Source organism: Enterobacter sp. R-1.6.2 (assembly GCF_035064085.1).
Classification (GTDB): Bacteria; Pseudomonadota; Gammaproteobacteria; order Enterobacterales; family Enterobacteriaceae; genus Enterobacter; species Enterobacter asburiae_B.
Genome location: NZ_JASEYI010000003.1, coordinates 285,942 through 309,491, shown reverse-complemented (window position 1 = coordinate 309,491; position 23,550 = coordinate 285,942). Strand labels below are relative to the sequence as shown.

Genomic DNA, 23,550 nt, shown 5'->3' with positions numbered 1-23,550 from the left:
CTTATTGACGACGCGCCAGCACTTCCGCGTGGTGACGTTTCTCACCGATCATGACCACAATGAGCAGCAATACCGCCAGCACGCTGCCGCCGATCATCACCATAAAGCCGCCGTCCCAGCCGAAGAAGTCAACGGTGTAGCCCACGATGGCGCTCGCCGCGACCGAACCGCCCAGGTAACCGAACAGACCGGTAAAGCCTGCCGCCGTGCCTGCCGCTTTTTTCGGTGCCAGCTCCAGCGCGTGCAGACCGATCAGCATCACCGGACCGTAAATCAGGAAGCCGATGACGATCATGCAGGCCATGTCTACTGATGGGTTGCCCGGCGGGTTGAGCCAGTAAACGACGGTCGCGATGGTGACCAGGGTCATAAAGAACACGCCCGTCGCGCCGCGGTTGCCTTTAAACACCTTGTCCGACATCCAGCCGCAAAGCAGCGTGCCCGGGATCCCGGCATATTCATACAGGAAATAGGCCCAGGAGGACTTATCCAGCGCGAAGTGCTTCACCTCTTTCAGGTAGGTCGGGGACCAGTCCAGAATGCCGTAGCGCAACAGGTAAACGAACACGTTCGCCACCGCGATGTACCACAGCAGCTTGTTCGGCAGGACGTACTTCATGAAGATCTGTTTTGCGGTCAGCTCTTCTTCGTGCTCCTTGCTGTAATCATCCGGATAGTCGTTTTTGTACTCTTCAATCGGCGGCAGGCCGCAGGATTGCGGCGTATCGCGCATCAGCGCGAAGGCGATAATCGCCACGACGATGGCGCCAAAGGCAGGCATATAGAGCGCAGCGTGCCAGTCGTTGAACCAGGCCATCCCCAGCAGGAACAGCAGCGGCGGAATACCGCCACCGACGTTATGCGCACAGTTCCACACCGACACGATACCGCCGCGTTCCTTCTGCGACCACCAGTGCACCATGGTACGTCCGCACGGCGGCCACCCCATCCCCTGGAACCAGCCGCAGAGGAACAGCAGCACGAACATGACGGCGATGCTGGAGGTTGCCCACGGCACAAAGCCCATGAACAGCATGACCGCAGCCGCCAGGATCAGGCCGGCGGGCAGGAACACGCGCGGATTCGAGCGATCCGATACCGACCCCATGATGAATTTGGAAAAACCGTAGGCGATTGAGATCCCCGACAGCGCGAACCCCAGATCGCCGCGGGAGAAGCCTTGCTCCACCAGATACGGCATGGCGAGCGCGAAGTTTTTACGTACAAGGTAGTACGCCGCGTACCCGAAGAAGATCCCCAGGAAAATTTGCCAGCGCAGACGGCGGTATAGCGGATCAATTTCTGCCTCTGGCAGACGCGCCCTGTGCGGCGCAGGTTTGAAGATACTGAGCATAACAGCCTCCGTGGCCTTGAATTGAATGGGCAGGTGGCTCGCACCTGAATTCCAGAGGCGGGGATGTTAAGAAATCACGGTGATTGTTACTGTGAATCAACGCACAGATTGTTACAGAAATATGACAGAATGCGCAAAAAAGCGCATGAAATCACGTTCCACTTTCGAATTTCGCGCGTTTATGTTCGAAATCAAACAAACCACACTATTGGTATGGCTAAATGATAAAAAAACGAACATAGAGGGTAAACAATGACCATTCACGATCCTCGCTACAGCGATGTGATAATCATTGGCGGTGGCGCAACCGGCGCCGGGATCGCACGCGACTGCGCCCTTCGCGGCTTAAGCGTCACGCTGCTGGAGCGCCACGATATCGCCACGGGCGCAACCGGGCGTAACCATGGTTTGCTGCACAGCGGCGCGCGGTATGCGGTTACCGACGGTGAATCCGCACGCGAATGTATTGCTGAAAACCAGATCCTCAAGCGTATCGCCCGCCACTGCATTGAGCCGACCGACGGCCTCTTTATTACTCTTCCCGAAGATGACCTCGCCTTTCAGGACACCTTTATTACCGCCTGCACTGCGGCGGGCATTCAGGCTGAGGCCATGGACCCGGCGCTGGCGCGGCGGCTGGAACCGTCGGTTAACCCGGCGCTTATCGGCGCGGTAAAAGTGCCTGACGGCACCGTTGACCCCTTCCGCCTGACCGCCGCCAATATGCTGGACGCCCGCGAGCATGGCGCGCAAATCCTGACCGGGCACGAAGTGACCGGGCTTATCCGTGAAGGTCATCGCATCTGCGGCGTGCGGATCCTTGATACGCAGTACAACGAACACAGCGAGCTGTATGCCGCCGTGGTGGTCAACGCGGCGGGGATCTGGGGGCAGCGCATCGCGGAATACGCGGACCTGTCGGTGCGCATGTTCCCGGCAAAAGGCTCGCTGCTGATCCTCGACCACCGCATCAATAACCACGTGATCAACCGCTGCCGCAAACCGTCTGATGCCGATATCCTCGTCCCGGGCGACACCATTTCGTTAATCGGTACCACCTCAACCCACGTCGACTACAGCGAGATTGACTACAACCGCGTGACCGCTGAAGAGGTCGACGTCCTGCTGCGCGAAGGGGAAAAACTGGCCCCGGTGATGGCGCAGACGCGTATTCTGCGCGCCTACGCGGGCGTGCGTCCGCTGGTCGCCAGCGACAACGACCCGAGCGGACGTAACGTCAGCCGGGGCATCGTGCTGCTCGATCACGCCGAGCGCGACGGCATGGACGGGTTTATCACCATCACCGGCGGCAAGCTGATGACCTACCGCCTGATGGCCGAGTGGGCGACCGATGCCGTCTGCCGCAAGCTGGGCAATACCGAACAGTGCGTGACGGCAGAACAAGCCCTGCCCGGCTCGCGTCAGTCCACCGAAAAAACGCTGCAAAAAATCATCTCCCTGCCCGCGCCGCTGCGCGGATCCGCGATTTACCGCCACGGCGACAGAACGCCGCAGTGGCTCGGTGAAGGACGCCTGAGCCGCAGCCTGGTGTGCGAGTGTGAAGCCGTCACCGCCGGTGAGGTGCAGTACGCGGTGGAGAGCCTGACGGTCACAAGCCTGCTCGATCTTCGTCGCCGCACCCGCGTGGGAATGGGTACCTGTCAGGGCGAGCTGTGCGCCTGTCGTGCCGCCGGGCTGCTGCAGCGTTTTCATACCACCACCGCCACCCAGTCGCTCGATCAGCTCAGCGCCTTTTTAAACGAGCGCTGGAAAGGCATTCAGCCTGTCGCCTGGGGCGATGCCCTGCGCGAAAGCGAATTTACCCGCTGGGTCTACCAGGGGCTTTGCGGTCTTGAGAAGGAGCAACGCGATGAAATTTGATACCGTAATCGTCGGCGGCGGGCTGGCAGGCCTGCTCTGCGGCATCAAGCTCACGAAGCAGGGGCTGCGCTGCGCCATTATCACCCGGGGCCAGAGCGCCCTGCACTTCTCGTCGGGCTCGCTGGATCTGGTGGACGAAGCGTACCGCGATAAGCTCCCGCCGGAGCATCCGTATCACCTGATTGGCGCCCAGCATATTGACCGCTTTGCGCTGGAAGCCGAAGCGCTGCTGGCGGACTGTGGCGCGCGTCTGAAGGGAAGCGCCCGGCTCAATCACCAGCGCGTCACGCCGCTCGGCACCCTGCGCTCTGCCTGGCTCAGCCCGGAAGAAGTGCCCGTTGCTCCCTTCAATGCCGCGCGCGTGCGGGTCGTGGGCATTAGCGGCTTTCTGGATTTTCAGCCCCATCTCGCGGCAGCGTCGCTCTGTCGCCAGGGCGTTAACGCCGAAACGGCAGAGATAGAGCTGCCTGAGCTTGATGTCCTGCGCGACAACCCGAGCGAGTTTCGCGCGGTGAATATCGCCCGTTTTCTGGATAACGAGGACAAATGGCCGCTGCTGTATGACGCGCTCAGGCCCCTCAGCGACAGCTGTGACGCCCTGCTGATGCCCGCCTGCTTTGGTTTACGCGACAACCGGCTCTGGCGCTGGCTCTCGGATCGTCTGCCCTGCTCGCTCGGCCTGCTGCCAACCCTGCCCCCTTCCGTCCCCGGCATTCGCCTGCACACCCAGCTCCAGCGCCAGTTTGTCGCGCTGGGCGGCGTGTGGATGGCGGGTGATGAGGTGAAAAAAATCACCCTGACCGACGGCGCGGTGAGCGAAATCTGGACGCGCAACCACGACGATATTCCGCTTCGTGCCCGCTTTACGGTGCTGGCAAGCGGCAGCTTCTTCAGCAACGGGCTGCTGAGCAGCCGGGAGGGGATCCGGGAAGCCATTATGGGGCTGGATGTTCGCCAGCGTGCCTCCCGCGCGGACTGGTATCAAAGTGATTTCTTCTCGCCGCAGCCCTGGCAGCAGTTCGGCGTGATTGTCGATAACCAGCTACATCCGCAACTTTCAGGTAAGCCCGTCAGTAATCTTTTTGCCATCGGCTCGCTGCTGGGCGGGTACGATCCGATTGCCCAGGGATGCGGTGGCGGGGTCTGCGCCGTCACGGCGCTGTATGTGGCAGAGCAGATTAGCCAGCGCACGGAGGCTGAACAATGAACGACACCCGTTTTGAAAGCTGCATTAAATGCACGGTGTGTACCACCGTCTGCCCGGTGAGCGGCGTGAACCCACGCTATCCCGGACCAAAGCAGGCCGGGCCGGACGGCGAGCGTCTGCGGCTGAAGGACGGCAAGCTGTACGACGAGGCGCTGAAATACTGCATTAACTGCAAACGCTGCGAAGTCGCCTGCCCGTCGGATGTGAAAATCGGCGATATCATCCAGCGCGCCCGGGCGCGCTACAGCACGCAAAAGCCGACGCTGCGTGACGCTATTCTGAGCCACACCGACCTGATGGGCAGCGTCTCGACGCCCTTTGCCCCCATCGTGAATGCCGCGACCTCTCTCAAACCGGTGCGCCAGCTGCTGGATGCCACGCTGAAGATAGACCATCACCGCAGCCTGCCGAAATATTCTCACGGCACCTTCCGCCGCTGGTACAAATCCGTCGCGGCGGAGCAGGCGCAGTACGCCGACCAGGTGGCCTTTTTCCACGGCTGCTATGTGAACTACAACCACCCGCAGCTGGGCAAAGATCTGCTGAAGGTGATGAACGCCATGGGAACGGGCGTTCAGCTACTGAACAAAGAGAAGTGCTGCGGCGTACCGCTGATCGCCAACGGGTTTACCGATAAAGCGCGCAGGCAGGCTCAGAGCAATGTCACGTCACTGCGCGAAGCGATTGTCGATAAAGGTATTCCGGTGCTGGCGACCTCGTCCACCTGTACCTTCACCCTGCGCGATGAGTACCCGCATCTGCTGGACGTGGATAATACCGGCCTGCGCGGGCACATCGAGCTGGCGACACGCTTCCTGTGGCGCAAGCTCGATAGCGGGCAGACGTTGCCGCTGGGGAAATTGCCCCTGAAAGTGGTGTATCACACGCCGTGTCATATGGAGAAAATGGGCTGGTCGCTCTATACGCTTGAGCTGCTGCGGTTAATTCCGGGCCTGGAGCTGACGGTGCTGGATTCGCGCTGCTGCGGGATTGCGGGAACCTACGGCTTTAAGCGTGAAAACTACGAAACGTCGCAGGCGATTGGCGCCCCGCTGTTCCGTCAGATTGAAGAGAGCGGCGCGGATATCGTGGTAACGGACTGCGAAACCTGCAAGTGGCAGATTGAGATGTCCACCAGCAAGCGCTGCGAACATCCAGTCACCCTGCTGGCGAAGGCGCTGGGCTGAACACGGCCGGGGCGAAACGCCCCGGCCAAGGTTTTACTCCACGAACAGCGACTCGACAACGTTAATCCAGCCGTGCTCGCTGGCAACCTCTTTGCCATTCAGCCAGCGGCGCAGCATGTTCAACGCCATCATGGCGCAAACCTCCTGACGCACCGCCAGGCTGTGGCGGGTAATGCTCATTTTTACCCGCAGGGCCCAGGTGCCTTCCGGCGTCGCCAGCGCGAAGTTAAGGTGTTCCTCATCCAGCCCCCCGACAAACAGCGCCAGACCGGCAAAATGCTTCACCCTTCTCTCGGAAGCCCAGCGGGCGGTCTGCGCCAGGGTCTCCTGCTGGAACGGCACCACTTCGCTGGCCAGCAGCGGCGCGTTGACGCGCGACAGCTGCAGCGCCAGCAGGCCACCGGTGAACTGCTCGCTTAAGGTCACGCTCAGCTGACGCGACTGCAGATGCGTCGCAATCTGCGTGGGCAGCCCTTCCGTCCCTTCAAAGATCAGGCTTTCGCCCGCCACGCGCTGCACCTCGGGCCACAGGGCCAGCATCGCCTCTTTCTGTTCGGCCGGACCTGTCAGCTTGAGCTCAATGATCGGCATGGAGGAGCGGTAGCCCATGGAGACGCCCGGCGGCAGCGGGAGAGGGTCAAGGCTCTGGGCCAGATCGCTTTCCGAGCGGCCAAAGGTGGTCAGACGCAGGCACAGCGGCGGTTCAGGCAGGGTAAAACGATCGCGAAGGCGCGGCAGGATTTGCTGCTCGACCATCACTTTAAATTCTGAGGGCACGCCCGGCGTGAAGAACATCAGGCAGCGGTTCAGCTGCATGGCAAACCCGCACGCGGTACCCACCGGGTTATCGACCAGCTCGGCGCTGGCGGGAATTTCAGCCTGTTTGCGGTTGCTGGGGGCCATGACGCGACCACGTTCGGAGAAAAAGCGCTCCATCTGCGAAAGCCACGCCTCGTGCAGCACCAGCCCTTCGCCTTTTGCGGTCGCGGCGGCCAGCGCGCTGAGATCGTCACCGGTGGGGCCGAGTCCGCCATTCACAATCAGCACGTCACAGTGTTCGCTGCGCTCGCGCAGAATAGCGACCAGCGACTCAAGATTGTCGCCCACCGTATTGCGGCGCGTTAACGGTAATCCTTGCTCAAAGAAAAGATCGGCAAGCCAGGCAGCATTGGTATCAATAATTTGTCCATGCAGCACTTCGTCGCCGGTGGATAACATCTCCACGTTAATCATTATGTTCTCCCGCTTATTTGGTCAAAACACTATAGCGCAAACGCGGGGTGGAGAAGAGAGAAACTGGCGCGACAGAACGCCGCGCCGGAGTGATTAGAAGCCTGCGCTGACGCCCACGTACGGGCCGTCGGCCAGCGCGTTGTCGCGGTTGCCGTCTTTGCCGGCCAGGTTCAGATAGCGATAGCCCGCTTCGATGGTAATCGGACGCATGATGGTCCAGCGCGCGCCGGCGTTGGCCTCTTCATAGCTTTCGATACCGCTTGAGAGGGAGTCCGGCGAATAGTAGTACTCACCAAACAGGCCGAAGCTGTCGCCAATTTTCCACTGCAGGCCGCCGCCCACTGCCGCCGCGTACCCTTCGTCACCGTCATTTGGGTTGGTGTAGATACCTTTACCGCCGACGGTGGCCAGGAACGGGCCAAGAGGAACGTTCAGACCCAGGCCGAGGCTCGCCGCGTCGCCGTCGTCATCGTTATGCGTCCAGCCGCCGGTCATTGCCAGACCGGAAGTCTCGGTACCCATGCCAAAGCCCAGGTGGGTATAATCCTGACCCGCCGAGCCGTTAATGCTGATGGCGTTAGCCGCCGCAGATACAACCATCAGGCCGAAGCCCACGAATGCCACTTTTTTCATTGTCGTGATCCCGCACAATTATTATAAAGAAGTCCCAAAACCGCGAGATTTTAACCGGAGTCTCCCGGGGATCAAGCACTCTGCGTGCGGCAGGTCAGTAGATTGTAATTATTTGAAACGGCTATTATCCCTTCAGCGAAGCGTTCACCCACTGCTGCAACGCGCGGCGCGAGACTTTAATGCCGCCATTTTTGAGTTCGGTCGGCAACAGCAGCCAGCGGACGGGTTGTTCAAAACGCGCCACCTTATCCCTGACCCAGTCAGGTAAACAGGTGATATCCGTTCCCGGCTCGCACTCCACCACCGCCACCGGACGCTGTCCAAACTCGGCGTCGTCCAGCGGGACGATAAACACCTGGTTAATCTGCGGATGGCGGGCGATAACGCGCTCAAGGCTTTCCGGCTGGATCCCTTCTCCGCCGCTAAAAAAGAGGTTGTCCATGCGGCCCAGGATCGTCAGGCGGCCGTCATGCCATTCCCCGCGATCGCGGGTAGCGAACCATCCCTGCGCGTTGGTCAGCGGAACCAATTCGCCGTTCCGCCAGTAGCCTGAGGCCATACTCTCTGCCCGGATCCAGACTTCACCGTCAACCACCTGCACCTCTCTGCCCGGCAGCGCATAGCCTACGTCCGGCTCGCCGTCCGCCGCTTTCGCGCAGACGGTAGAGGCAAACTCGGTCAGGCCGTAGCCGCAGAAGGTGCGAATCCCCTGCTCGCGCGCCTGCTGCGTCAATTCCACAGGGATGGCGGCCCCGCCCAGCAGCACCGCTTTCAGTGCGACAGGCTGGTGGGTGTTAAGCAGACGCCAGAGCTGGGTCGGCACCAGCGAAGCGTGCGTACAGCCGCGCAAAGCCTGCGCCAGCGGCTGTTTCTCGCGCACGGTTAACCGCGCGCCGGCCTGCAGCCAGCGCCATAAAATCCCCTGGCCGGAAACGTGAAACAGCGGCAGCGAAAGCAGCCAGTCGTCGTCTTCGCCGTAGGGCATCAGCGCCAGCACGCCGCGCGCGCTGGCGAGATGGGCGTCGCAGGTATGCACCGCCGCTTTCGGCAGCCCGGTGGAGCCGGAGGTTAGCGTCATCGACGCCAGCCGCGCCGGCTGCCACGCAACGCGATATTCCCCGGCGCGCTCGCGCATGCTCAGGGCAGGAAGACCGTCGCAGGTACCGTCCAGCGCCAGCGCAAAGCGCAGCGTCATCTGCGGGAGCAACACGTCCAGCAGCGGGCGAGGCAGCTGCGGATTGACGGGAAGAATGCGCGCCCCGCACTGGAGCAGCGCCAGCCACGCCAGCAGGGTTCGCGGATGATTATGGGCCAGCAGCAGCACGCCGTTGCCCTCCTCCACGCCCTGCAGGTGAAACTCTGCCGCAAGGCGGTCGACGCGGGCGCACAGCTGTTGCCAGCTGAGCACCTCGTCGTTCAGCCTGAGGGCCGGTTTATCAGCAAACTGCGCGCGCCAGTGCCGCCACGGCCAGTCGGTAAAACTCATAACAACGGCTCCAGCGCCGCGACGTTGAGGCACGGCAGCGCGCTGTCCGGCCACCTGCGGATAAGCTGAGCCTGCATCAGGTTCAGCGTGTCGAGGCCAGGGATCGTATCCGGCGTTAGCCAGGCGGCAATGCGCGCCAGCTGGGTCAGCCCAAGGCTGGACTCAATCGACGAGCTGATGACCGCCGTCAGCCCTGAGGCATGCGCTGCCGCGACCTGCTCTCGCACCTTCGCCAGGCTGCCGGTCAGCGTTGGTTTAATCACCACCGCGCTGACGCCGGGCTCGGCGACAAATTCAAATTCGTCCTCGCGCAGGCTTTCATCCCAGGCGATGGCAATCCCCGTTTCGCGGGCAAACGCGCGCGAATCGTCGCGGGTTTTGCACGGCTCTTCCAGGAAGGCAATGCGGCTGCGGTACGCCGGGTTGACGTACTTTGCAAACTGCTGCGCCTTGAGCGGCGTCCAGGCGCGGTTAGCGTCCAGACGCAGATGAAGGTCGGGGATCGCCTCCAGCAGCAGGTTAGCGACCATGCCGTCGCGCACCGCTTCGTAAAGACCGACTTTAATTTTCGCCACTTTCTCGCCCGGCATGGCGGAGAGCAGCGCGAACAGCTCGTCAGGGTCGCCCGTACAGAGCGGTGCCGCGCGGTAGTTAGCCTCTTCAGGCAGGCTGCCGTCGAGCTCCGCCAGGGCGCAGCTGATGCCAAAAGCCGCGGAAGGCACGTCCGGCAACGCCGGATCCGCGCCCTCACGCCACGCGTCTGCCCACGCCAGCAATACAGACTGCGCGTCATCCAGCGACTCCAGGCTAAAGCCCGGCAGCGGCGAAATCTCGCCCCAGCCTTCCCGCTCGTCCTGCTGCAGATGCACGACGAAACCGTCACGGGTTTTTAACCGCCGTTCACGCAGCACCACGCCCGCGTCCATCGGTATCTGCCAGCGGTAAACCTGCGCGCGACGCATTACGGATTCCGTTTGTATTTGCTGAAGTCCGGCTGGCGTTTTTCGTTAAACGCGTTGCGCCCTTCCTGACCCTCTTCGGTCATGTAGAACAGCATGGTGGCATTGCCCGCCAGCTCCTGCAGACCCGCCTGACCGTCACAGTCGGCGTTGAGAGCGGCTTTGAGGCAGCGCAGCGCCATCGGGCTGTTTTGCAGCATTTCGCGGCACCAGCGAACGGTCTCTTTTTCGAGATCGGCAATCGGAACCACGGTATTCACCAGGCCCATATCCAGCGCTTCCTGAGCGTTGTACTGACGGCACAGGAACCAGATTTCACGGGCTTTTTTCTGCCCGACGATGCGCGCCATGTACGAGGCGCCCCAGCCGCCGTCGAAGGATCCCACTTTCGGACCGGTCTGGCCGAAGATGGCATTTTCTGCGGCGATGGTCAGATCGCACATCATGTGCAGCACGTGACCGCCGCCGATGGAGTAGCCCGCTACCATCGCCACTACCGGTTTCGGACACGTGCGGATCTGACGCTGGAAATCGAGGACGTTCAGGTGGTGGGTACCCGCATCGTCCTGGTATCCGCCGTAGTCGCCGCGCACTTTCTGATCGCCGCCGGAGCAGAACGCTTTATCGCCTTCGCCGGTCAGGACAATCACGCCGATGTTATCGTCGTAGCGCGCATCCGCCAGAGCCTGAATCATCTCTTTCACGGTCAACGGACGGAAGGCGTTACGCACCTGCGGACGGTTGATGGTGATTTTGGCAATGCCGTCGGTAGATTTGTGGTAGCGAATGTCGGTGTAGCCTTCGGAGCAGTCCTGCCATTCAACCGGGGCGTAAAGCATGTTTTCATCAGGGTAGATCATAGAGTGTCCTTTATTCGATAACGCAGTATCTGAGCCAGACTCGCGATAACCGCATCGGGGTTTTCCCGGTGGGCGTTGTGTCCGGCGTCTGGAATGGCATGGCGAACGGCGTTCACTTCCGCGGCAAGGGCCGCGAACTTCTCATCCCGTTCGCCATAGAGATAGTCAAAAGAGAAATCGCGTGCGCTAAGCGCGGCACGCAGGTCAGGCTGCACGGCCAGCGAGGTCGTCTCAAGCATCATCGCCAGCGTCGCGCCGTTGTTCTGGCTTCGCAGGGTAATAAGCGCATCGCGCTGGGCGTCCGTGAGGGAGGCGAACACGGGCTGTTGGTACCAGTCAGCGAACACCTTCTCCAGCGGTTCGGTGCGAAAACGCGTTGCCCAGCGGCGGTCGGACGCCAGCCGCGCATTTCGCGCATCGGCATCCTGCAGGCCCGGATGTCCACCTTCAACAATCACCCCGAGCAGCCCCTTCGGCTGCTGGCAAGCATGGAACATCGCAATGCGGCCGCCGAGGGAGTACCCGATGAGCCAGAATTTAAGTATGTTGTAACTAAGAAGGGTTCGGGTGAGCAACGTGCTCATCTCGTCAAACCCCGTCACGCCCAGATTCCGGGATCCACCGTGACCCGGCAAATCCAGATACAGCCGGGGATAATCGCTGAGCCCTTCACCGACCCTCTGCCACTCGCGGCGGTCGCCTGAAAAACCGTGCAAAAAGACCAGCCAGGGATAGCCGGGTTTGCCAGCCTGCTGCACGCCAGAGAGGATCACAGCTGGCTCACCTGCGCCAGCAGGCTTTGCAGAGCCTGGGCACCGTCAGCCTCGTTCACCACCAGCTCAATCAGCGTCGCGCCCGGCTGTTTCCAGGCGCTGCTTAACGCCGCGTCCAACTGTTCCCAGCTTTCCGGGCGATGGTATTTCAGGCTAAACATCGCCGCGGCGTGTTCGAACTGCACGTTCTGCGGCATCAGATAGAAGCGCTCGCGCTCGCTCTGCGGCGTTGGCAACAGGGAGAAAATCTGCCCGCCGTTGTTGTTGACCACAATCAGCACAAACGGGGCTGACGCCTGACGCAGCAGCGCCAGCGCGTTGAGATCGTAGAGCGCGGAGAGATCGCCCACGATCGCCAGCGTCGATTTCGCGCTGGCGCGCTGCACGCCCGCCGCCGTGGAGATCAGCCCGTCGATGCCGCTGGCACCGCGGTTGCTGTACACCGGGTAGCCCGCGGGCAGCTTCGAGAAAGCGTCAATCAGCCGCACGACGAGGCTGTTGCCGACAAACAGCTGCCCCTGTTCAGGCAGGTACTGGCGAATGCGGTGCGCCAGCCCGGCTTCGCTAAACGCTTCGCAGTGCGCTTTGGTCAGTTCCCACGCCTGGCGCGAAAGGTCCGGTATAGCCACCGCCCAGGGCTTGCGTTTCTCAGCCGGATGAAGCGTCAGCCAGGCGTCGATACTGCTGACCAGACGACGGCCGCGGTGGTGCGCCGGGTCAAGCCGCCCTTCCAGCGAATCCACCAGCCAGTACTCTTCCGGCGTGCAGGTGGCCTGCCACTGCAGTAACCGTTTGCCGGTCAAACTCGATCCAAGCTGGACCACAATCTGCGCCTGCGCCAGTTCGGTGACCGCTTTCGCATTACCCAGCCAGAGGTCGGCGCACGGCAGCGGCTGACCGGTCTGGGAAAGCACGTCGCCAATCAGCGGCCAGCCGAGGGTTTGCGCCCATTCGGCGACCAGCTTGCCTTCGGCGGCGCTCATGCGCCCGGCAATCACCACGCCGCGCTTCTGCCGCCAGAAGAACCAGTCGCGCTGTTTCGCGCTCTCAAGATGCGTCTGCTCGCGTAGCCACGGTTTTTCACTCTGCCACCAGTCGCCGAGGGACTGCTGCCAGTCAAGACCGGTGTCGTCCAGCTCGCCGTAGAGCGGCTCGGCAAACGGGCAGTTGATATGCAGCGCCCCGCTGCGCAGCGTCTCCATGGCGTGATCGACAGTGGAGACCAGCCAGCTTGCCGGAATATCCTGGGTGGGACGCGGTAACGAAATCGTCTGCGAAGGATGCGAAGAAAAGAGCCCCGGCTGGCGAATGGCCTGATTGGCGCCGCAGTCGATAAGCTCAGGGGGACGATCGGCCGTCAGTAAGATCAGTCTTTCACCCGTTAACCCGGCTTCAATCAGGGCCGGATAGAGGTTCGCCACGGCGGTACCGGAGGTGACGATCACCGCCACAGGTTCTTTGCTGACTTTCGCCAGACCCAGCGCCAGATGGCCGAGGCCGCGTTCATCAAAGTGGGTGTGGTGAATCAACGCCCGGTTTTCTGCGGCCGCCAGCGTCAGCGGCGTTGAGCGAGAACCCGGTGCAATACACACGTGCCTGACGCCATGGCGCGTCAGGGCTTCAAGGATCACCGCCGCCCAGCGTCGGTTAAAAGAACTTACTGACATGAGATTGTCCGGTATCAAGAATGCGACACAGTATAAATAATAGAAAAAATTGGAATTTTGATATGAATCGGGATTGCGCGAATCTGTATTAATCCCTTAGGAGCAGAGAGCGCAATCCGGCGGCTTTATTTTCAATCTCCTGCCACTCCTGCTCCGGGTCAGACCCGCTGACAATACCGGCACCGGCGTAGAGCCGCAGGGAGTCCTCCTGAACGCGCGCGGAGCGCAGCGCCACGCAGAACTCACTCTGTTCGGGGGATAAGTACCCGGCCGAACCGGCATACCACTCGCGGTTAAAGGGTTCAACCTTCTGGATGAACTCGCGCGCGGGCTGTCGGGGTAATCCGGCAACGGCCGCGGTCGGCTGTAACATGAGCAGACACTGCTCGTCGTCGGCCTGTTTCAGCTCGGTCCAGATACAGCGGCGCAAATGCTGCACCTTACGCAGGCGTACCACCTGGGGCGGCAGTACCTCAAGCGTCTGCGTAGAGTGCTGAAGACGCTGGCAGATATCTTCCACCACCAGCATATTTTCGCGCTGGTTTTTATCATCGTTCAGTAGCCACTCGCCGAGACGCTGCGCCTGGCTATCATCGGTATGGCTGGCGACGGTTCCCGCGAGCGCTTCCGTGCGCAGCAGCTTGCCGCGCCGCCGCCAGAGACGCTCGGGCGTAGAGCCGAGAAACGCGTTGCGGGCGTCGAATACCATGCAGAAATGATAGCAATGTAAATTCAGGGCGCGGCTGGCGGCCATCAGCGCGACAGGGTTAACGCGCTGTGTGAACTGCAGATCGGTTGCCCGGGCGAGCACAACCTTTTCAAAATCACCGCGCGCGATGGTCTCCGTCGCCCTGCGGATAAGCTTCAGCCATTCGGCCTGCTGCGGCTGATGGGTTTCGTGCTCAACATGCACGGAGAGCGGACGGATAGATCTCGCAGGACGGAGCCGCTGTAAAAAATCCTGCGCGACGCGGGCATCCTCCACAAGCGAGCGGTCGCTCCAGAGCTGCAGGCGCAGCGTGGCGTGGCCGGCGGTACGTCGCCAGAGCAGTCGCGGTAAAAAGAGGCTCCCCTGTTCGGGATTAAAGGCGTTCAGGCCGCAGATGCGAGTATCTTGCGCCGCATTTTGCTCGCGCAAAAACTGCGAGGCTAATGCCAGAGAGGAAAATTGGTTGACCGCCCCCAGCGCGGCCAGCTCTTCATCGCCGTTACGCTGCTGCCAGTAAAACTGTGGATAACACTGCTGCTCGCCCAGCCAGGCGAGGGGATCGAAGGCGTCGTTTAACGGGAAAGAGACGTCGAAATGACGTATGCCGGGTGCTGCGGGTAACGCTTGCGATAGCTGGGTACGCAGTTGCTCCAGCGCGAGGAAAATCGAATTCACGCGAACCTCTCCCTGTTAAAACCTCGTATTATACGGGGTACTGGCCATAAATAGCAGTACCCACGTATAGGGAGTGGTTAAGCGGCTTAACGACGGGCTAACAGCAGCCCCAGCACCAGCCCAACGGCAGCACCCACCCCAATACCCTGCCACGGTTTTTCATGCACGTAATCATCGGCACGATACACCGCTTTTTTGGCACGGTAGTAGTAAGTATCTGACGCATGGCTGACGCGGTTTTTCACTTCATGCAGCGCCTGCTCGGCACGGGCTTTTAGCTCAATATATTTCTGATCGGCAGGGTCGCCGGAGGAACGTAACACCTCTTCCAGCGTTTCGCTCAGCAAGGCCAGGTCGTCGTCGATACGGGTATCCCAGGATTGAAATGACATATTTTTCTCCATGTTAGTACACCAGTCCGCTAACTATAGCCAACGAGATGCCATTACGCCTGTTTCACTTCTCGCGCCATGCCGACGTGCGGAATGCCATCTTCATCGTATACCTCCGTCACTGGCGCAAAGCCAAAGTGCCCGTAAAAGGATTGAAGATGCGCCTGCGCGCCGAGGTATAACGCCTTGTCCGGCCACTGTTTCCGGCACGCCTCCAGCGTTTTTTCCATCAGCTGATAGCCCAGTTTTTCCCCTCGCGCTTTGCCGCTAATGATGACGCGGCCAATGACGACGGGCTCAAAATCGTCTTCGCTTTTCAGAATCCTCGCATACGCCACCAGCTCGTTATCCCGCCAGCCGAGGATATGGCGGTTCTCACCGACAAGGTCATCGCCATCGATGTCCTGATACGGGCAGGTCTGTTCCACAACAAACACTTCACAGCGCAGCTTCAGCAGGGCATAAAGTGAATGAACGGTGAGTTCGCTATGATGTAAATCTTGCCACTGGATCATGTCAGTCTCCTTCCTGGGGTTCATCACGTTATACTAAACACCTCCCCGTTCGGCAAAGGGCTGATTGCGTTATGGAACTGATTTTTCTGGGTACGTCCGCTGGCGTGCCAACCCGCTCACGAAACGTGACGGCGATCCTGCTGGATCTTAAGCATCCCACCCGCGGCGGGCTGTGGCTGTTTGACTGCGGTGAAGGGACGCAGCATCAGCTGTTACACACCGCTTACCACCCCGGCAAGCTGGATAAAATTTTTATCACCCATCTACATGGCGACCACCTGTTTGGCCTTCCCGGCCTGCTGTGCAGCCGCTCGATGGCCGGTAACGCCAACCCGCTGACGATTTACGGGCCAGCGGGTATTCGTGAATTTGTCGAAACTACGCTGCGCCTGAGCGGGTCATGGACAGATTATCCGCTGGAGGTCGTTGAGATTACCGAAGGCCTGGTTTTTGATGACGGGGATTATCGGGTTACCGCTCAACCGCTCAATCATCCTGTGGAGTGCTATGGCTACCGCATTGAGGCGCATGACAAACCCGGCGCGCTGGATGCCGCCGCGCTGATGGCCGACGGCGTAAAACCCGGGCCGCTGTTCCAGCGTCTGAAGCACGGAGAGACCGTCACGCTGGAGGACGGACGCGTCATTAACGGCCAGGATTATCTCGCCGCACCGCAGCCCGGCAAAAAACTGGCGATTTTTGGCGATACGGCCCCGTGCCCAGCGGCGCTCACGCTGGCCCAGGGCGTGGACGTCATGGTGCATGAAGCGACGCTTGAAACGGCAATGGAAGAGAAAGCCAACAGCCGGGGCCATAGCTCCACGCGTCAGGCGGCGCAGCTTGCCCGTGACGCGGGCGTCGGGCGGCTCATCGTCACCCACGTCAGCTCGCGCTACGACGCGCGGGGATGCGCAAACCTGCTGGCAGAGTGCCGCACGCTGTTCCCGGAATGTGAGCTGGCCGAAGATTTCGCTCAGGTTAGCGTTTAGTCCTTCATTTTTCCCTCAGGATGCCGATAACGATTAAAAGGTCAGCATTTCTCTCGAGGGTAGAATGGATAATTTCCAGAAAGATATTGATGACAGGGCGAATCTGACCCTGTCGAACCGTTTTGAACTGTTGCTGTTCCGTCTTGGCACCTCTCTGAACGAAAATAAATCCGAGCTGTTTGGCATTAACGTCTTTAAGCTGCGTGAAATTGTGCCGATGCCGGAGTTCACGAAACCCGCCGGGATGAAGTCACCTCTGATGGGAATGGTGAATATACGCGATCAGGTGATCCCGGTGATTGACCTGGCCGCCGTGGCGGGCTGTAAGCCCACCACCGGGCTGAACATCCTGCTGATCACCGAATATGCGCGCAGCGTGCAGGCGTTTGCCGTGGAATCGGTTGAGAACATCATGCGTCTGGACTGGAAGCAGGTGCATGCGGCGGAAACCGCCGTCAGCGGTCGCTACATCACCAGCATCGCGTGTCTTGACGAGAAGACCGATACCAACGATCTGGCGATGGTGCTGGACGTTGAGCAGATCCTGTATGACATCACCCCGGCCAATCACGATCTGCACGCCACGAACCTGAAGACCACCAAATTCCATATCAAACCGGGCGCTGTCGCCATCGTCGCGGAAGACTCCAAAGTGGCGCGCTCGATGCTGGAAAAAGGTCTGCAGGCCATGGAGATCCCGGCACAGCTGCATATCACCGGCAAAGACGCGTGGGAAAAAATCGGCGTGCTGGCGGCGCAGGCCCAGGCTGAAGGGGTTCCCATCACCGATAAGATCGCTCTGGTGCTGACCGACCTCGAAATGCCGGAGATGGACGGTTTTACGCTGACGCGCAAAATCAAAACCGACCCGATATTGAAGGACATTCCGGTCGTGATCCACTCTTCCCTTTCCGGCAACGCCAACGAAGACCATATTCGCAAGGTGAAGGCGGACGGGTACGTCGCGAAGTTTGAGCTGAACGAGCTGTCGTCGGTGATTGAGGAAGTGCTGGACCGCTCGATGAAGAAGATTGACGGGCCGTTGATTAGCCGGAAGCAGCTGGCTTAGTCGGGTGGCGCTACGCTTACCCGACCTACAAAACCCGTAGGCCCTGCAAGCGTAGCGCCGCTGGGCAAACCATAAAAAAACCCGCCGAGGCGGGTTTTTTCGTTACGTGCGGGCTGGTGCCCTCACCCCGTCCCTCTCCCACCGGGAGAGGGCGCAAACATTAAAAAAGGCAACTTTCGTTGCCTTTTTGCTTTCACCTTACATCAGCGGCATCGCGCGCTGCACGATATCAATCAGCGGCTGCGGATAGATACCGAAGATCAGCACCAGCAGTGCGGAGATAAGCACGACGATACCACCGGCGCTGTACTGCCAGTTGGTTGGGGCATCACGGTTGAGCTGCTGAGGCGCGCTCAGGTACAGGCTCACGGCAACACGCAGGTAGTAGTAGAGACCAATCGCGGAGCCGATAACCACGCCCGCAGTCAGCCACCACAGGTGCGCCTGCACACCGACGGCCAGCACGTAGAACTTACCGATGAAGCCAAGCGTCATCGGGATACCTGCCAGAGAGAGCATCATCACGGTCATTACCGCGGACAGGATCGGACGGTGCCAGAACAGACCACGGTAGGAGAACAGTGAATCGGCATCCGGGCCACGGTACGGGCTGGACATCAGGCTCACCACACCGAAGGCGCCGAGACTGCTGAACAGGTAACCGGCCAGATACACGCCCACGGTTTCCATCGACATCTCGCCGCTCTGCAGCGCAATCAGCGCCACCATCAGGTAGCCCAGATGAGAGATAGACGAGTAGCCCAGCAGACGCTTGATGTTGGTCTGGCTCAGCGCCATCAGGTTACCGAAGATGATGGAGACGAACGCGATAATGCCCAGCACCACGCGAACCGCTTCGCTGTCACCCACTGGCGCGTACAGGAACAGACGCATGACCACACCGAAGATAGCGATCTTGCTCGCCGTCGCCAGGAAGGTCGATACAGGAGCCGGAGCGCCCTGGTATACGTCTGGCGTCCACAGGTGGAACGGCACCAGAGAGAGTTTGAAGCCAAGGCCAACAATCATCATGCCCAGACCTGCCAGCAGCAGCGGCTCATGCAGCATGCCGTCACCGAGGCTCTTGCCGAGCGCCATGAAAGAGAGGTTACCGGACTGTGCGTACAGCAGCGCAATACCAAACAGCAGGAACGAGGACGCAGCAGCAGACAGAATGGTGTACTTGATGCTTGCTTCCAGGGAGCGCTTCTGACGGAAGGCGTAACCAATCAGGCCGAACAGCGGCAGAGAGATCAGCTCAATACCGAGGAACAGAGCGGCCAGGTGGTTCGCATTCGCCAGCAGAATGCCGCCCAGCGCGGCAATCAGAACCAGCAGGTAAAACTCTTCTTTGTTGTCGTTGTAGCCTTCGAGCCACGGGTACGCAAAGGTACAGGTTGCCAGGCTCGCCAGCAGCACCAGACCGGTATACAGCATGGCGTAACCGTCAACGCGCATCAGCGGGGTGACGTCCATCGCCCCACCCTGGCCAACAAACCAGAGAGAGACTAACGCGGCGTTCAGGCCGATGACCGACAGCGTGGCATTCAGGAAGTGATTGCGTCGCCACGCAATGGAGAGCATCACAACCACCACCGTCAATCCGACGATCAGCAGCGGTAGCAGCGCGATCAGTTGTTGTGGAGTTATTGTCATGGCGAATTACGGCCTTGTAGTAGAAGCAGAATTAACAAACCACTGCTGGATGTTACCCATCGCGCTATGCGAGGTATCCAGAATCGGCTGCGGGAAGAAGCCCAGCAGCACCAGCAGTACGACCAGCAGCAGGATGATGAACAGCTCACGCAGCGACATCCCCGGCAGTTCTTGTGCAGCAATTTCGCTCTTCGCTTTACCGAAGTAAGCGCGATGCAGCATCGCCAGCGAGTACACGGAAGCGAACACCAGACCAAAGGTGGAGATCACGGTAATCACCGGAACCACTTTGAAGCTGCCGAACAGAATCATAAATTCGCCGACGAAGTTACCGGTACCCGGCATCCCCAGGGTAGCCACCGCGAAGAACATGGACAGCGCTGGCAGCCATTTAATTTTGCTCCACAGGCCCCCCATCATACGCATGTCGCGGGTATGCAGACGTTCGTACAGCTGACCGCACAGGATGAAGAGGCCGGCTGCGGACAGACCGTGCGCAATCATCTGGATCACCGCGCCCTGGTACGCCAGCTGGCTGCCGGTGTAGATAGCAATCAGCACGAAGCCCATGTGGGAAACGGATGTGTAGGCAATCAGACGCTTGATGTCGTACTGCGTGAAGGCCATCCAGGCACCGTAGAAGATACCGATCACACCCAGCCACATGGCAATCGGTGCGAACTCTGCGGAGGCATTCGGGAACAGCGGCAGTGCGAAACGCAGCAGACCGTAGGCCGCCGTTTTCAGCAAGATACCCGCCAGGTCAACGGAACCCGCCGTTGGTGCCTGAGAGTGCGCGTCTGGCAGCCAGCCGTGCAGCGGAACGACCGGCATTTTCACCGCGAACGCGATGAAGAAGCCCAGCATCAGCAGGTATTCAACGCCGTGGGACATTGGCGTTTTCAGCAGATCTTCGTAGTTGAAGGTCCAGGTTCCGGTCGCGTTGTGGTGAACAAACACCAGCGCCAGAATAGCAATCAACATCACCAGGCCACTCGCCTGGGTATAGATGAAGAACTTGGTTGCCGCCGTGATACGCGTTTTACCGTCGGACGCCTTGTGGCCCCACAGCGCGATCAGGAAGTACATCGGCACCAGCATCATCTCCCAGAAGAAGAAGAACAGGAACATGTCGATGGCAAGGAACACGCCGATCACGCCGCCCAGGATCCACATCAGGTTCAGGTGGAAGAAGCCCTGGTATTTTTCGATTTCTCGCCAGGAGCAAAGTACCGCCAGAACGCCGAGCAGACCGGTCAGCACCACCATCAGCAGCGACAGACCGTCAATCGCCAGGTGGATCGTAATGCCGAAACGCGGGATCCACGGCAGGATGAACTCAGACTGCCACTGCGGAATGCCCGCAGACTGGGTCAGTGAGTAACCGCCCTGCAACCACAGTTGCAGGCCAAGCGCGAGCGTCAATCCCATGGTGATCAGCGCGATCCAGCGCGGCATCTTCACGCCAAAGCGTTCAGTCTGCCAGCACAGGAAGCCGCCGATGAAGGGAATTAATATTAGCCAGGGTAGTAACATGGCGATTTACATTCCTTTTTAAGGCCCCCAGCAGGGGCCTGATTTTCAACGAATTCGAATAAAATTCACTTAACGATCAACGCAACACCATCAGCAGCGCCAGCACGACAACCGCACCGATGCTCATGGACGCCACATACCAGCGCAGGTAACCGTTCTCGCTGTACAGCAGGCCTTTACCTGCAAAGCGGGAAAGGATCGCCGGGATATTCATCAGGCTGTTCAGCGGGTCGCGCTTCAACAGCCACGCAATGCCCAGGAACGGCTTAACGAAGATCATGTCGTACAGCCAGTCGAAGCCCCACGCGTTGTACCACCAGGTGCCCAGCAGACGGCCCGGCGCACTGTTGGCAACGGCAGTCACCAGCGTACGTTTGCCCAGCCACAGCCATGCTGCAATCAGGATGCCCGCGATAGCGACCACACCGGAGGTGATTTCAAGCGTCAGAACGCGACCGTGCTCAAGCTCGGTGGTGTCTGGCAGTACGCCCTGCAGCGGTGGCACAATCATCGCGCCAACGAAGGTGGACAGTACCAGCAGCACAATCAGCGGCAGGTGGTGGGTGATCCCCTTCCCTGCGTGAGCGTGAATTTGTTCTTTACCGTGGAATACGATGAAAATCATACGGAAGGTATACAGGGAGGTCATGAACGCACCGACCAGACCCGCAACCATCAGATTGATATGACCATTCGCCATGGCACCCGCAAGGATTTCGTCCTTACTGAAGAAGCCCGCGGTGATCAGCGGCAGTGCCGCCAGCGCCGCGCCGCCCACCAGGAAGCAGACATACACCAGCGGAATGGACTTACGCAGTCCGCCCATCTTGAAGATATTCTGCTCGTGATGGCAGGCCAGGATCACGGAACCGGATGAGAGGAACAGCAGCGCTTTAAAGAACGCGTGCGTCATCAGGTGGAAAATGGCTGCGTCCCACGCCTGAACGCCCAGCGCCAGGAACATGTAACCAATCTGGCTCATGGTGGAATACGCGAGAACACGTTTGATGTCGGTCTGCACCAGCGCGGCAAAGCCTGCCAGCACCAGCGTGACCGCACCGACGATACCCACCAGATGCAGAATTTCCGGGGTCATCAGGAACAGGCCATGGGTACGCGCAATCAGGTAGACACCGGCGGTTACCATGGTCGCGGCGTGGATCAGCGCGGAGACAGGGGTTGGACCCGCCATCGCGTCGGCCAGCCAGGTCTGCAACGGCAGCTGCGCGGATTTACCCACGGCGCCACCCAGCAGCATCAGCGTTGCCCACCACAGCATGTTGTTGCCAGCAGCGAAGTGCGCCGGTGCCAGTTCCACCATTTCGCGGAAGTTCAGCGTGCCCAGTTCGTTGTAAAGAATGAACAGAGCGAAAGCGAGGAAGACGTCACCCACGCGGGTCACGACGAACGCTTTCATGGCCGCTGCGCCATTCTTCGGATCGGTGTAGTAGAAACCGATCAGCAGGTAAGAACACAGACCTACGCCTTCCCAGCCCAGATACATCAGCAGCAGGTTATCGGCCAGCACCAGAACAACCATGCTGGCGATAAACAGGTTGGTGTAGGCGAAGAAGCGGGAGTAACCCTCTTCACCGCGCATATACCAGGAGGCGAACATGTGGATCAGGAAGCCCACGCCGGTGACCACGGAGAGCATGGTCAGCGAGAGGCCGTCCAGCACCAGGTTGAAGCCGATATTGAAATCACCGACCGACATCCAGGTCCACAGCGGCACGCTGAAAGGCTGACGCCCGTTGTTAAAGAAGTCGATACCCGCATACGCCGTCACCAGCGCAGCCAGACCGATGGAGCCAATGCCCACGGTCGCAGACAGATTCTCAGACCAGCGGCCGCGAGAAAACGCCAGCAGCACGAAGCCAATCAGCGGAAAAATAATGGTTAAGGCAAGCATGTTCATCCACGCAACTCACTTACTGAATCGATGTTCAGGTTCTGGCGGCGACGATGGAGCTGCAGCAACAGCGCCAGGCCAATACTCGCTTCGGCAGCCGCGAGGCTGATGGCGAGAATGTACATCACCTGACCATCGGTCTGGCCCCAGTAGCTTCCGGCGACCACGAAGGCCAGCGCGGAGGCGTTAATCATGATTTCCAGACCGATCAGCATAAACAGCAGATTGCGGCGGATAACCAGACCGGTCAGACCCAGAACGAATAAAATCGCAGCGAGGATCAGTCCATGTGTTAAGGGGATCATGCGCGCTCCTCCGTTTTTCTTTTCGCGCGGTCGTCAGTGCGGTTGCTCAGCACCTCGCCAGCACGCTCTTCGCGGCCAACGTGGAAAGCAACAACCAGACCTGCCAGCAGCAGCATTGAGGCCAGTTCAACCGCCAGAACGTATGGGCCAAAGAGGGTAATACCGACCTCTTTAGCGCCAATCGGCGTGCCGTCGATGCCCTGATCGTTGACGCCCAGAATGGCGTAAACAATCACCGCCAGCATGATGGCCGACAAAATTGCCGGGCCAATCCACACCTGCGGTTTTAACCACTGACGTTCCTGCTCAATTTCAGAGCCGCCCAGGTTCAGCATCATCACCACGAACACGAACAGCACCATGATGGCCCCGGCGTAGACGATGATTTCCAGCGCACCGGCGAAGTGCGCGCCCAGTGCGAAGAACACCCCGGAAATGGCCAGCAGCGAGATGATTAAGTACAGCAGCGCATGCACCGGATTGGTGTGCGTAATCACTCGCAGCGTAGCCAGGATGGCGATAAGGCCACAGATATAAAAAGCGAATTCCATT

At 59.9% G+C, this 23,550-nt stretch carries 21 protein-coding genes; 5 read left to right on the top strand and 16 right to left on the bottom strand.

The window, feature by feature from the left end; genetic code table 11:
- Position 1: 1 nt before the first annotated feature.
- Complete coding sequence (glpT, locus tag QMN93_RS05220; RefSeq protein ID WP_045888627.1) at positions 2-1,354, bottom strand: glycerol-3-phosphate transporter; 1,353 nt, start codon at positions 1,352-1,354, stop codon at positions 2-4.
- Positions 1,355-1,606: 252 nt separating this feature from the next.
- Here glpT and glpA point away from each other — a divergent pair, with 252 nt between their 5' ends.
- The 3 genes from glpA to glpC are packed head-to-tail and all read left to right on the top strand — an operon-like array spanning position 1,607 to position 5,629.
- Positions 1,607-3,235, top strand: coding sequence for an anaerobic glycerol-3-phosphate dehydrogenase subunit A (gene glpA / locus QMN93_RS05215; RefSeq protein ID WP_193139768.1), 1,629 nt, complete (start codon positions 1,607-1,609; stop codon positions 3,233-3,235).
- Positions 3,225-4,442 (top strand): glycerol-3-phosphate dehydrogenase subunit GlpB, encoded by a 1,218-nt coding sequence (gene glpB, locus QMN93_RS05210; protein WP_064672876.1) that lies wholly within the window; start codon positions 3,225-3,227, stop codon positions 4,440-4,442. Before glpA ends, glpB begins: the two co-directional genes overlap by 11 nt.
- On the top strand, positions 4,439-5,629 hold the full coding sequence (gene glpC / locus QMN93_RS05205; protein WP_064672877.1) for an anaerobic glycerol-3-phosphate dehydrogenase subunit GlpC: 1,191 nt from the start codon (positions 4,439-4,441) through the stop codon (positions 5,627-5,629). Before glpB ends, glpC begins: the two co-directional genes overlap by 4 nt.
- A 33-nt stretch (positions 5,630-5,662) precedes the next feature.
- Here the strand turns inward: glpC and QMN93_RS05200 are convergent, their stop codons facing one another.
- The 10 genes from QMN93_RS05200 to QMN93_RS05155 form a co-directional block, all read right to left on the bottom strand.
- Positions 5,663-6,862 (bottom strand): nicotinamide mononucleotide deamidase-related protein YfaY, encoded by a 1,200-nt coding sequence (locus QMN93_RS05200; protein WP_064672878.1) that lies wholly within the window; start codon positions 6,860-6,862, stop codon positions 5,663-5,665.
- A 93-nt stretch (positions 6,863-6,955) separates the two neighbouring features.
- Positions 6,956-7,495, bottom strand: a complete 540-nt coding sequence (locus QMN93_RS05195; RefSeq protein WP_045354282.1) for a YfaZ family outer membrane protein — start codon at positions 7,493-7,495, stop codon at positions 6,956-6,958.
- A gap of 124 nt (positions 7,496-7,619) precedes the next feature.
- Positions 7,620-8,981 carry an o-succinylbenzoate--CoA ligase gene (gene menE / locus QMN93_RS05190; protein ID WP_193139770.1) on the bottom strand — a complete coding sequence of 454 codons (1,362 nt, stop codon included), beginning with the start codon at positions 8,979-8,981 and terminating at the stop codon, positions 7,620-7,622.
- Positions 8,978-9,943 carry an o-succinylbenzoate synthase gene (gene menC, locus QMN93_RS05185; RefSeq protein WP_033146071.1) on the bottom strand — a complete coding sequence of 322 codons (966 nt, stop codon included), beginning with the start codon at positions 9,941-9,943 and terminating at the stop codon, positions 8,978-8,980. The genes menE and menC overlap by 4 nt, the downstream gene beginning before the upstream one ends.
- Positions 9,943-10,800, bottom strand: coding sequence for a 1,4-dihydroxy-2-naphthoyl-CoA synthase (gene menB / locus QMN93_RS05180; RefSeq protein WP_023312524.1), 858 nt, complete (start codon positions 10,798-10,800; stop codon positions 9,943-9,945). The genes menC and menB overlap by 1 nt, the downstream gene beginning before the upstream one ends.
- On the bottom strand, positions 10,797-11,573 hold the full coding sequence (gene menH, locus QMN93_RS05175; protein WP_064672881.1) for a 2-succinyl-6-hydroxy-2,4-cyclohexadiene-1-carboxylate synthase: 777 nt from the start codon (positions 11,571-11,573) through the stop codon (positions 10,797-10,799). The genes menB and menH overlap by 4 nt, the downstream gene beginning before the upstream one ends.
- Positions 11,570-13,240, bottom strand: coding sequence for a 2-succinyl-5-enolpyruvyl-6-hydroxy-3-cyclohexene-1-carboxylic-acid synthase (gene menD, locus QMN93_RS05170; protein WP_048975386.1), 1,671 nt, complete (start codon positions 13,238-13,240; stop codon positions 11,570-11,572). Before menD ends, menH begins: the two co-directional genes overlap by 4 nt.
- An 88-nt stretch (positions 13,241-13,328) precedes the next feature.
- Positions 13,329-14,624, bottom strand: coding sequence for an isochorismate synthase MenF (gene menF, locus QMN93_RS05165; protein WP_182383827.1), 1,296 nt, complete (start codon positions 14,622-14,624; stop codon positions 13,329-13,331).
- Between the two features lie 86 nt (positions 14,625-14,710).
- Entirely contained in the window at positions 14,711-15,016 is a 306-nt protein-coding gene (gene elaB, locus QMN93_RS05160) for a stress response protein ElaB (protein WP_008500219.1), read from the bottom strand.
- A gap of 53 nt (positions 15,017-15,069) precedes the next feature.
- Positions 15,070-15,531 carry a GNAT family N-acetyltransferase gene (locus QMN93_RS05155; protein WP_064672884.1) on the bottom strand — a complete coding sequence of 154 codons (462 nt, stop codon included), beginning with the start codon at positions 15,529-15,531 and terminating at the stop codon, positions 15,070-15,072.
- A 71-nt stretch (positions 15,532-15,602) separates the two neighbouring features.
- Between QMN93_RS05155 and rbn the strand changes: the two genes are divergently transcribed.
- Both rbn and QMN93_RS05145 read left to right on the top strand, forming a co-directional pair.
- On the top strand, positions 15,603-16,520 hold the full coding sequence (gene rbn / locus QMN93_RS05150; protein WP_182383828.1) for a ribonuclease BN: 918 nt from the start codon (positions 15,603-15,605) through the stop codon (positions 16,518-16,520).
- A gap of 64 nt (positions 16,521-16,584) precedes the next feature.
- Positions 16,585-17,589 carry a chemotaxis protein gene (locus QMN93_RS05145; protein WP_033146077.1) on the top strand — a complete coding sequence of 335 codons (1,005 nt, stop codon included), beginning with the start codon at positions 16,585-16,587 and terminating at the stop codon, positions 17,587-17,589.
- A 198-nt stretch (positions 17,590-17,787) separates the two neighbouring features.
- On the opposite strand, the gene nuoN is transcribed toward QMN93_RS05145, so the two are convergent.
- From nuoN to nuoJ, 5 genes are all read right to left on the bottom strand, one after another.
- On the bottom strand, positions 17,788-19,245 hold the full coding sequence (nuoN, locus tag QMN93_RS05140; protein ID WP_023312531.1) for an NADH-quinone oxidoreductase subunit NuoN: 1,458 nt from the start codon (positions 19,243-19,245) through the stop codon (positions 17,788-17,790).
- Between the two features lie 6 nt (positions 19,246-19,251).
- Complete coding sequence (nuoM, locus tag QMN93_RS05135; protein WP_023312532.1) at positions 19,252-20,781, bottom strand: NADH-quinone oxidoreductase subunit M; 1,530 nt, start codon at positions 20,779-20,781, stop codon at positions 19,252-19,254.
- A 76-nt stretch (positions 20,782-20,857) separates the two neighbouring features.
- A complete protein-coding gene (gene nuoL, locus QMN93_RS05130) occupies positions 20,858-22,699 on the bottom strand; it encodes an NADH-quinone oxidoreductase subunit L (RefSeq protein WP_014884634.1) in 1,842 nt (613 codons plus the stop codon).
- On the bottom strand, positions 22,696-22,998 hold the full coding sequence (nuoK, locus tag QMN93_RS05125; RefSeq protein ID WP_003861496.1) for an NADH-quinone oxidoreductase subunit NuoK: 303 nt from the start codon (positions 22,996-22,998) through the stop codon (positions 22,696-22,698). The genes nuoL and nuoK overlap by 4 nt, the downstream gene beginning before the upstream one ends.
- Positions 22,995-23,549 (bottom strand): NADH-quinone oxidoreductase subunit J, encoded by a 555-nt coding sequence (gene nuoJ, locus QMN93_RS05120; protein WP_023312534.1) that lies wholly within the window; start codon positions 23,547-23,549, stop codon positions 22,995-22,997. Before nuoJ ends, nuoK begins: the two co-directional genes overlap by 4 nt.
- Position 23,550 lies beyond the last annotated feature (1 nt).

Coding starts and splice junctions, on each gene's coding strand:
- glpT (WP_045888627.1), bottom strand. CDS start 1,354: ATGCTCAGTATCTTCAAACCTGCGCCGCACAGGGCGCGTCTGCCAGAG.
- glpA (WP_193139768.1), top strand. CDS start 1,607: ATGACCATTCACGATCCTCGCTACAGCGATGTGATAATCATTGGCGGT.
- glpB (WP_064672876.1), top strand. CDS start 3,225: ATGAAATTTGATACCGTAATCGTCGGCGGCGGGCTGGCAGGCCTGCTC.
- glpC (WP_064672877.1), top strand. CDS start 4,439: ATGAACGACACCCGTTTTGAAAGCTGCATTAAATGCACGGTGTGTACC.
- QMN93_RS05200 (WP_064672878.1), bottom strand. CDS start 6,862: ATGATTAACGTGGAGATGTTATCCACCGGCGACGAAGTGCTGCATGGA.
- QMN93_RS05195 (WP_045354282.1), bottom strand. CDS start 7,495: ATGAAAAAAGTGGCATTCGTGGGCTTCGGCCTGATGGTTGTATCTGCG.
- menE (WP_193139770.1), bottom strand. CDS start 8,981: ATGAGTTTTACCGACTGGCCGTGGCGGCACTGGCGCGCGCAGTTTGCT.
- menC (WP_033146071.1), bottom strand. CDS start 9,943: ATGCGTCGCGCGCAGGTTTACCGCTGGCAGATACCGATGGACGCGGGC.
- menB (WP_023312524.1), bottom strand. CDS start 10,800: ATGATCTACCCTGATGAAAACATGCTTTACGCCCCGGTTGAATGGCAG.
- menD (WP_048975386.1), bottom strand. CDS start 13,240: ATGTCAGTAAGTTCTTTTAACCGACGCTGGGCGGCGGTGATCCTTGAA.
- elaB (WP_008500219.1), bottom strand. CDS start 15,016: ATGTCATTTCAATCCTGGGATACCCGTATCGACGACGACCTGGCCTTG.
- QMN93_RS05155 (WP_064672884.1), bottom strand. CDS start 15,531: ATGATCCAGTGGCAAGATTTACATCATAGCGAACTCACCGTTCATTCA.
- rbn (WP_182383828.1), top strand. CDS start 15,603: ATGGAACTGATTTTTCTGGGTACGTCCGCTGGCGTGCCAACCCGCTCA.
- QMN93_RS05145 (WP_033146077.1), top strand. CDS start 16,585: ATGGATAATTTCCAGAAAGATATTGATGACAGGGCGAATCTGACCCTG.
- nuoN (WP_023312531.1), bottom strand. CDS start 19,245: ATGACAATAACTCCACAACAACTGATCGCGCTGCTACCGCTGCTGATC.
- nuoM (WP_023312532.1), bottom strand. CDS start 20,781: ATGTTACTACCCTGGCTAATATTAATTCCCTTCATCGGCGGCTTCCTG.
- nuoL (WP_014884634.1), bottom strand. CDS start 22,699: ATGAACATGCTTGCCTTAACCATTATTTTTCCGCTGATTGGCTTCGTG.
- nuoK (WP_003861496.1), bottom strand. CDS start 22,998: ATGATCCCCTTAACACATGGACTGATCCTCGCTGCGATTTTATTCGTT.
- nuoJ (WP_023312534.1), bottom strand. CDS start 23,549: ATGGAATTCGCTTTTTATATCTGTGGCCTTATCGCCATCCTGGCTACG.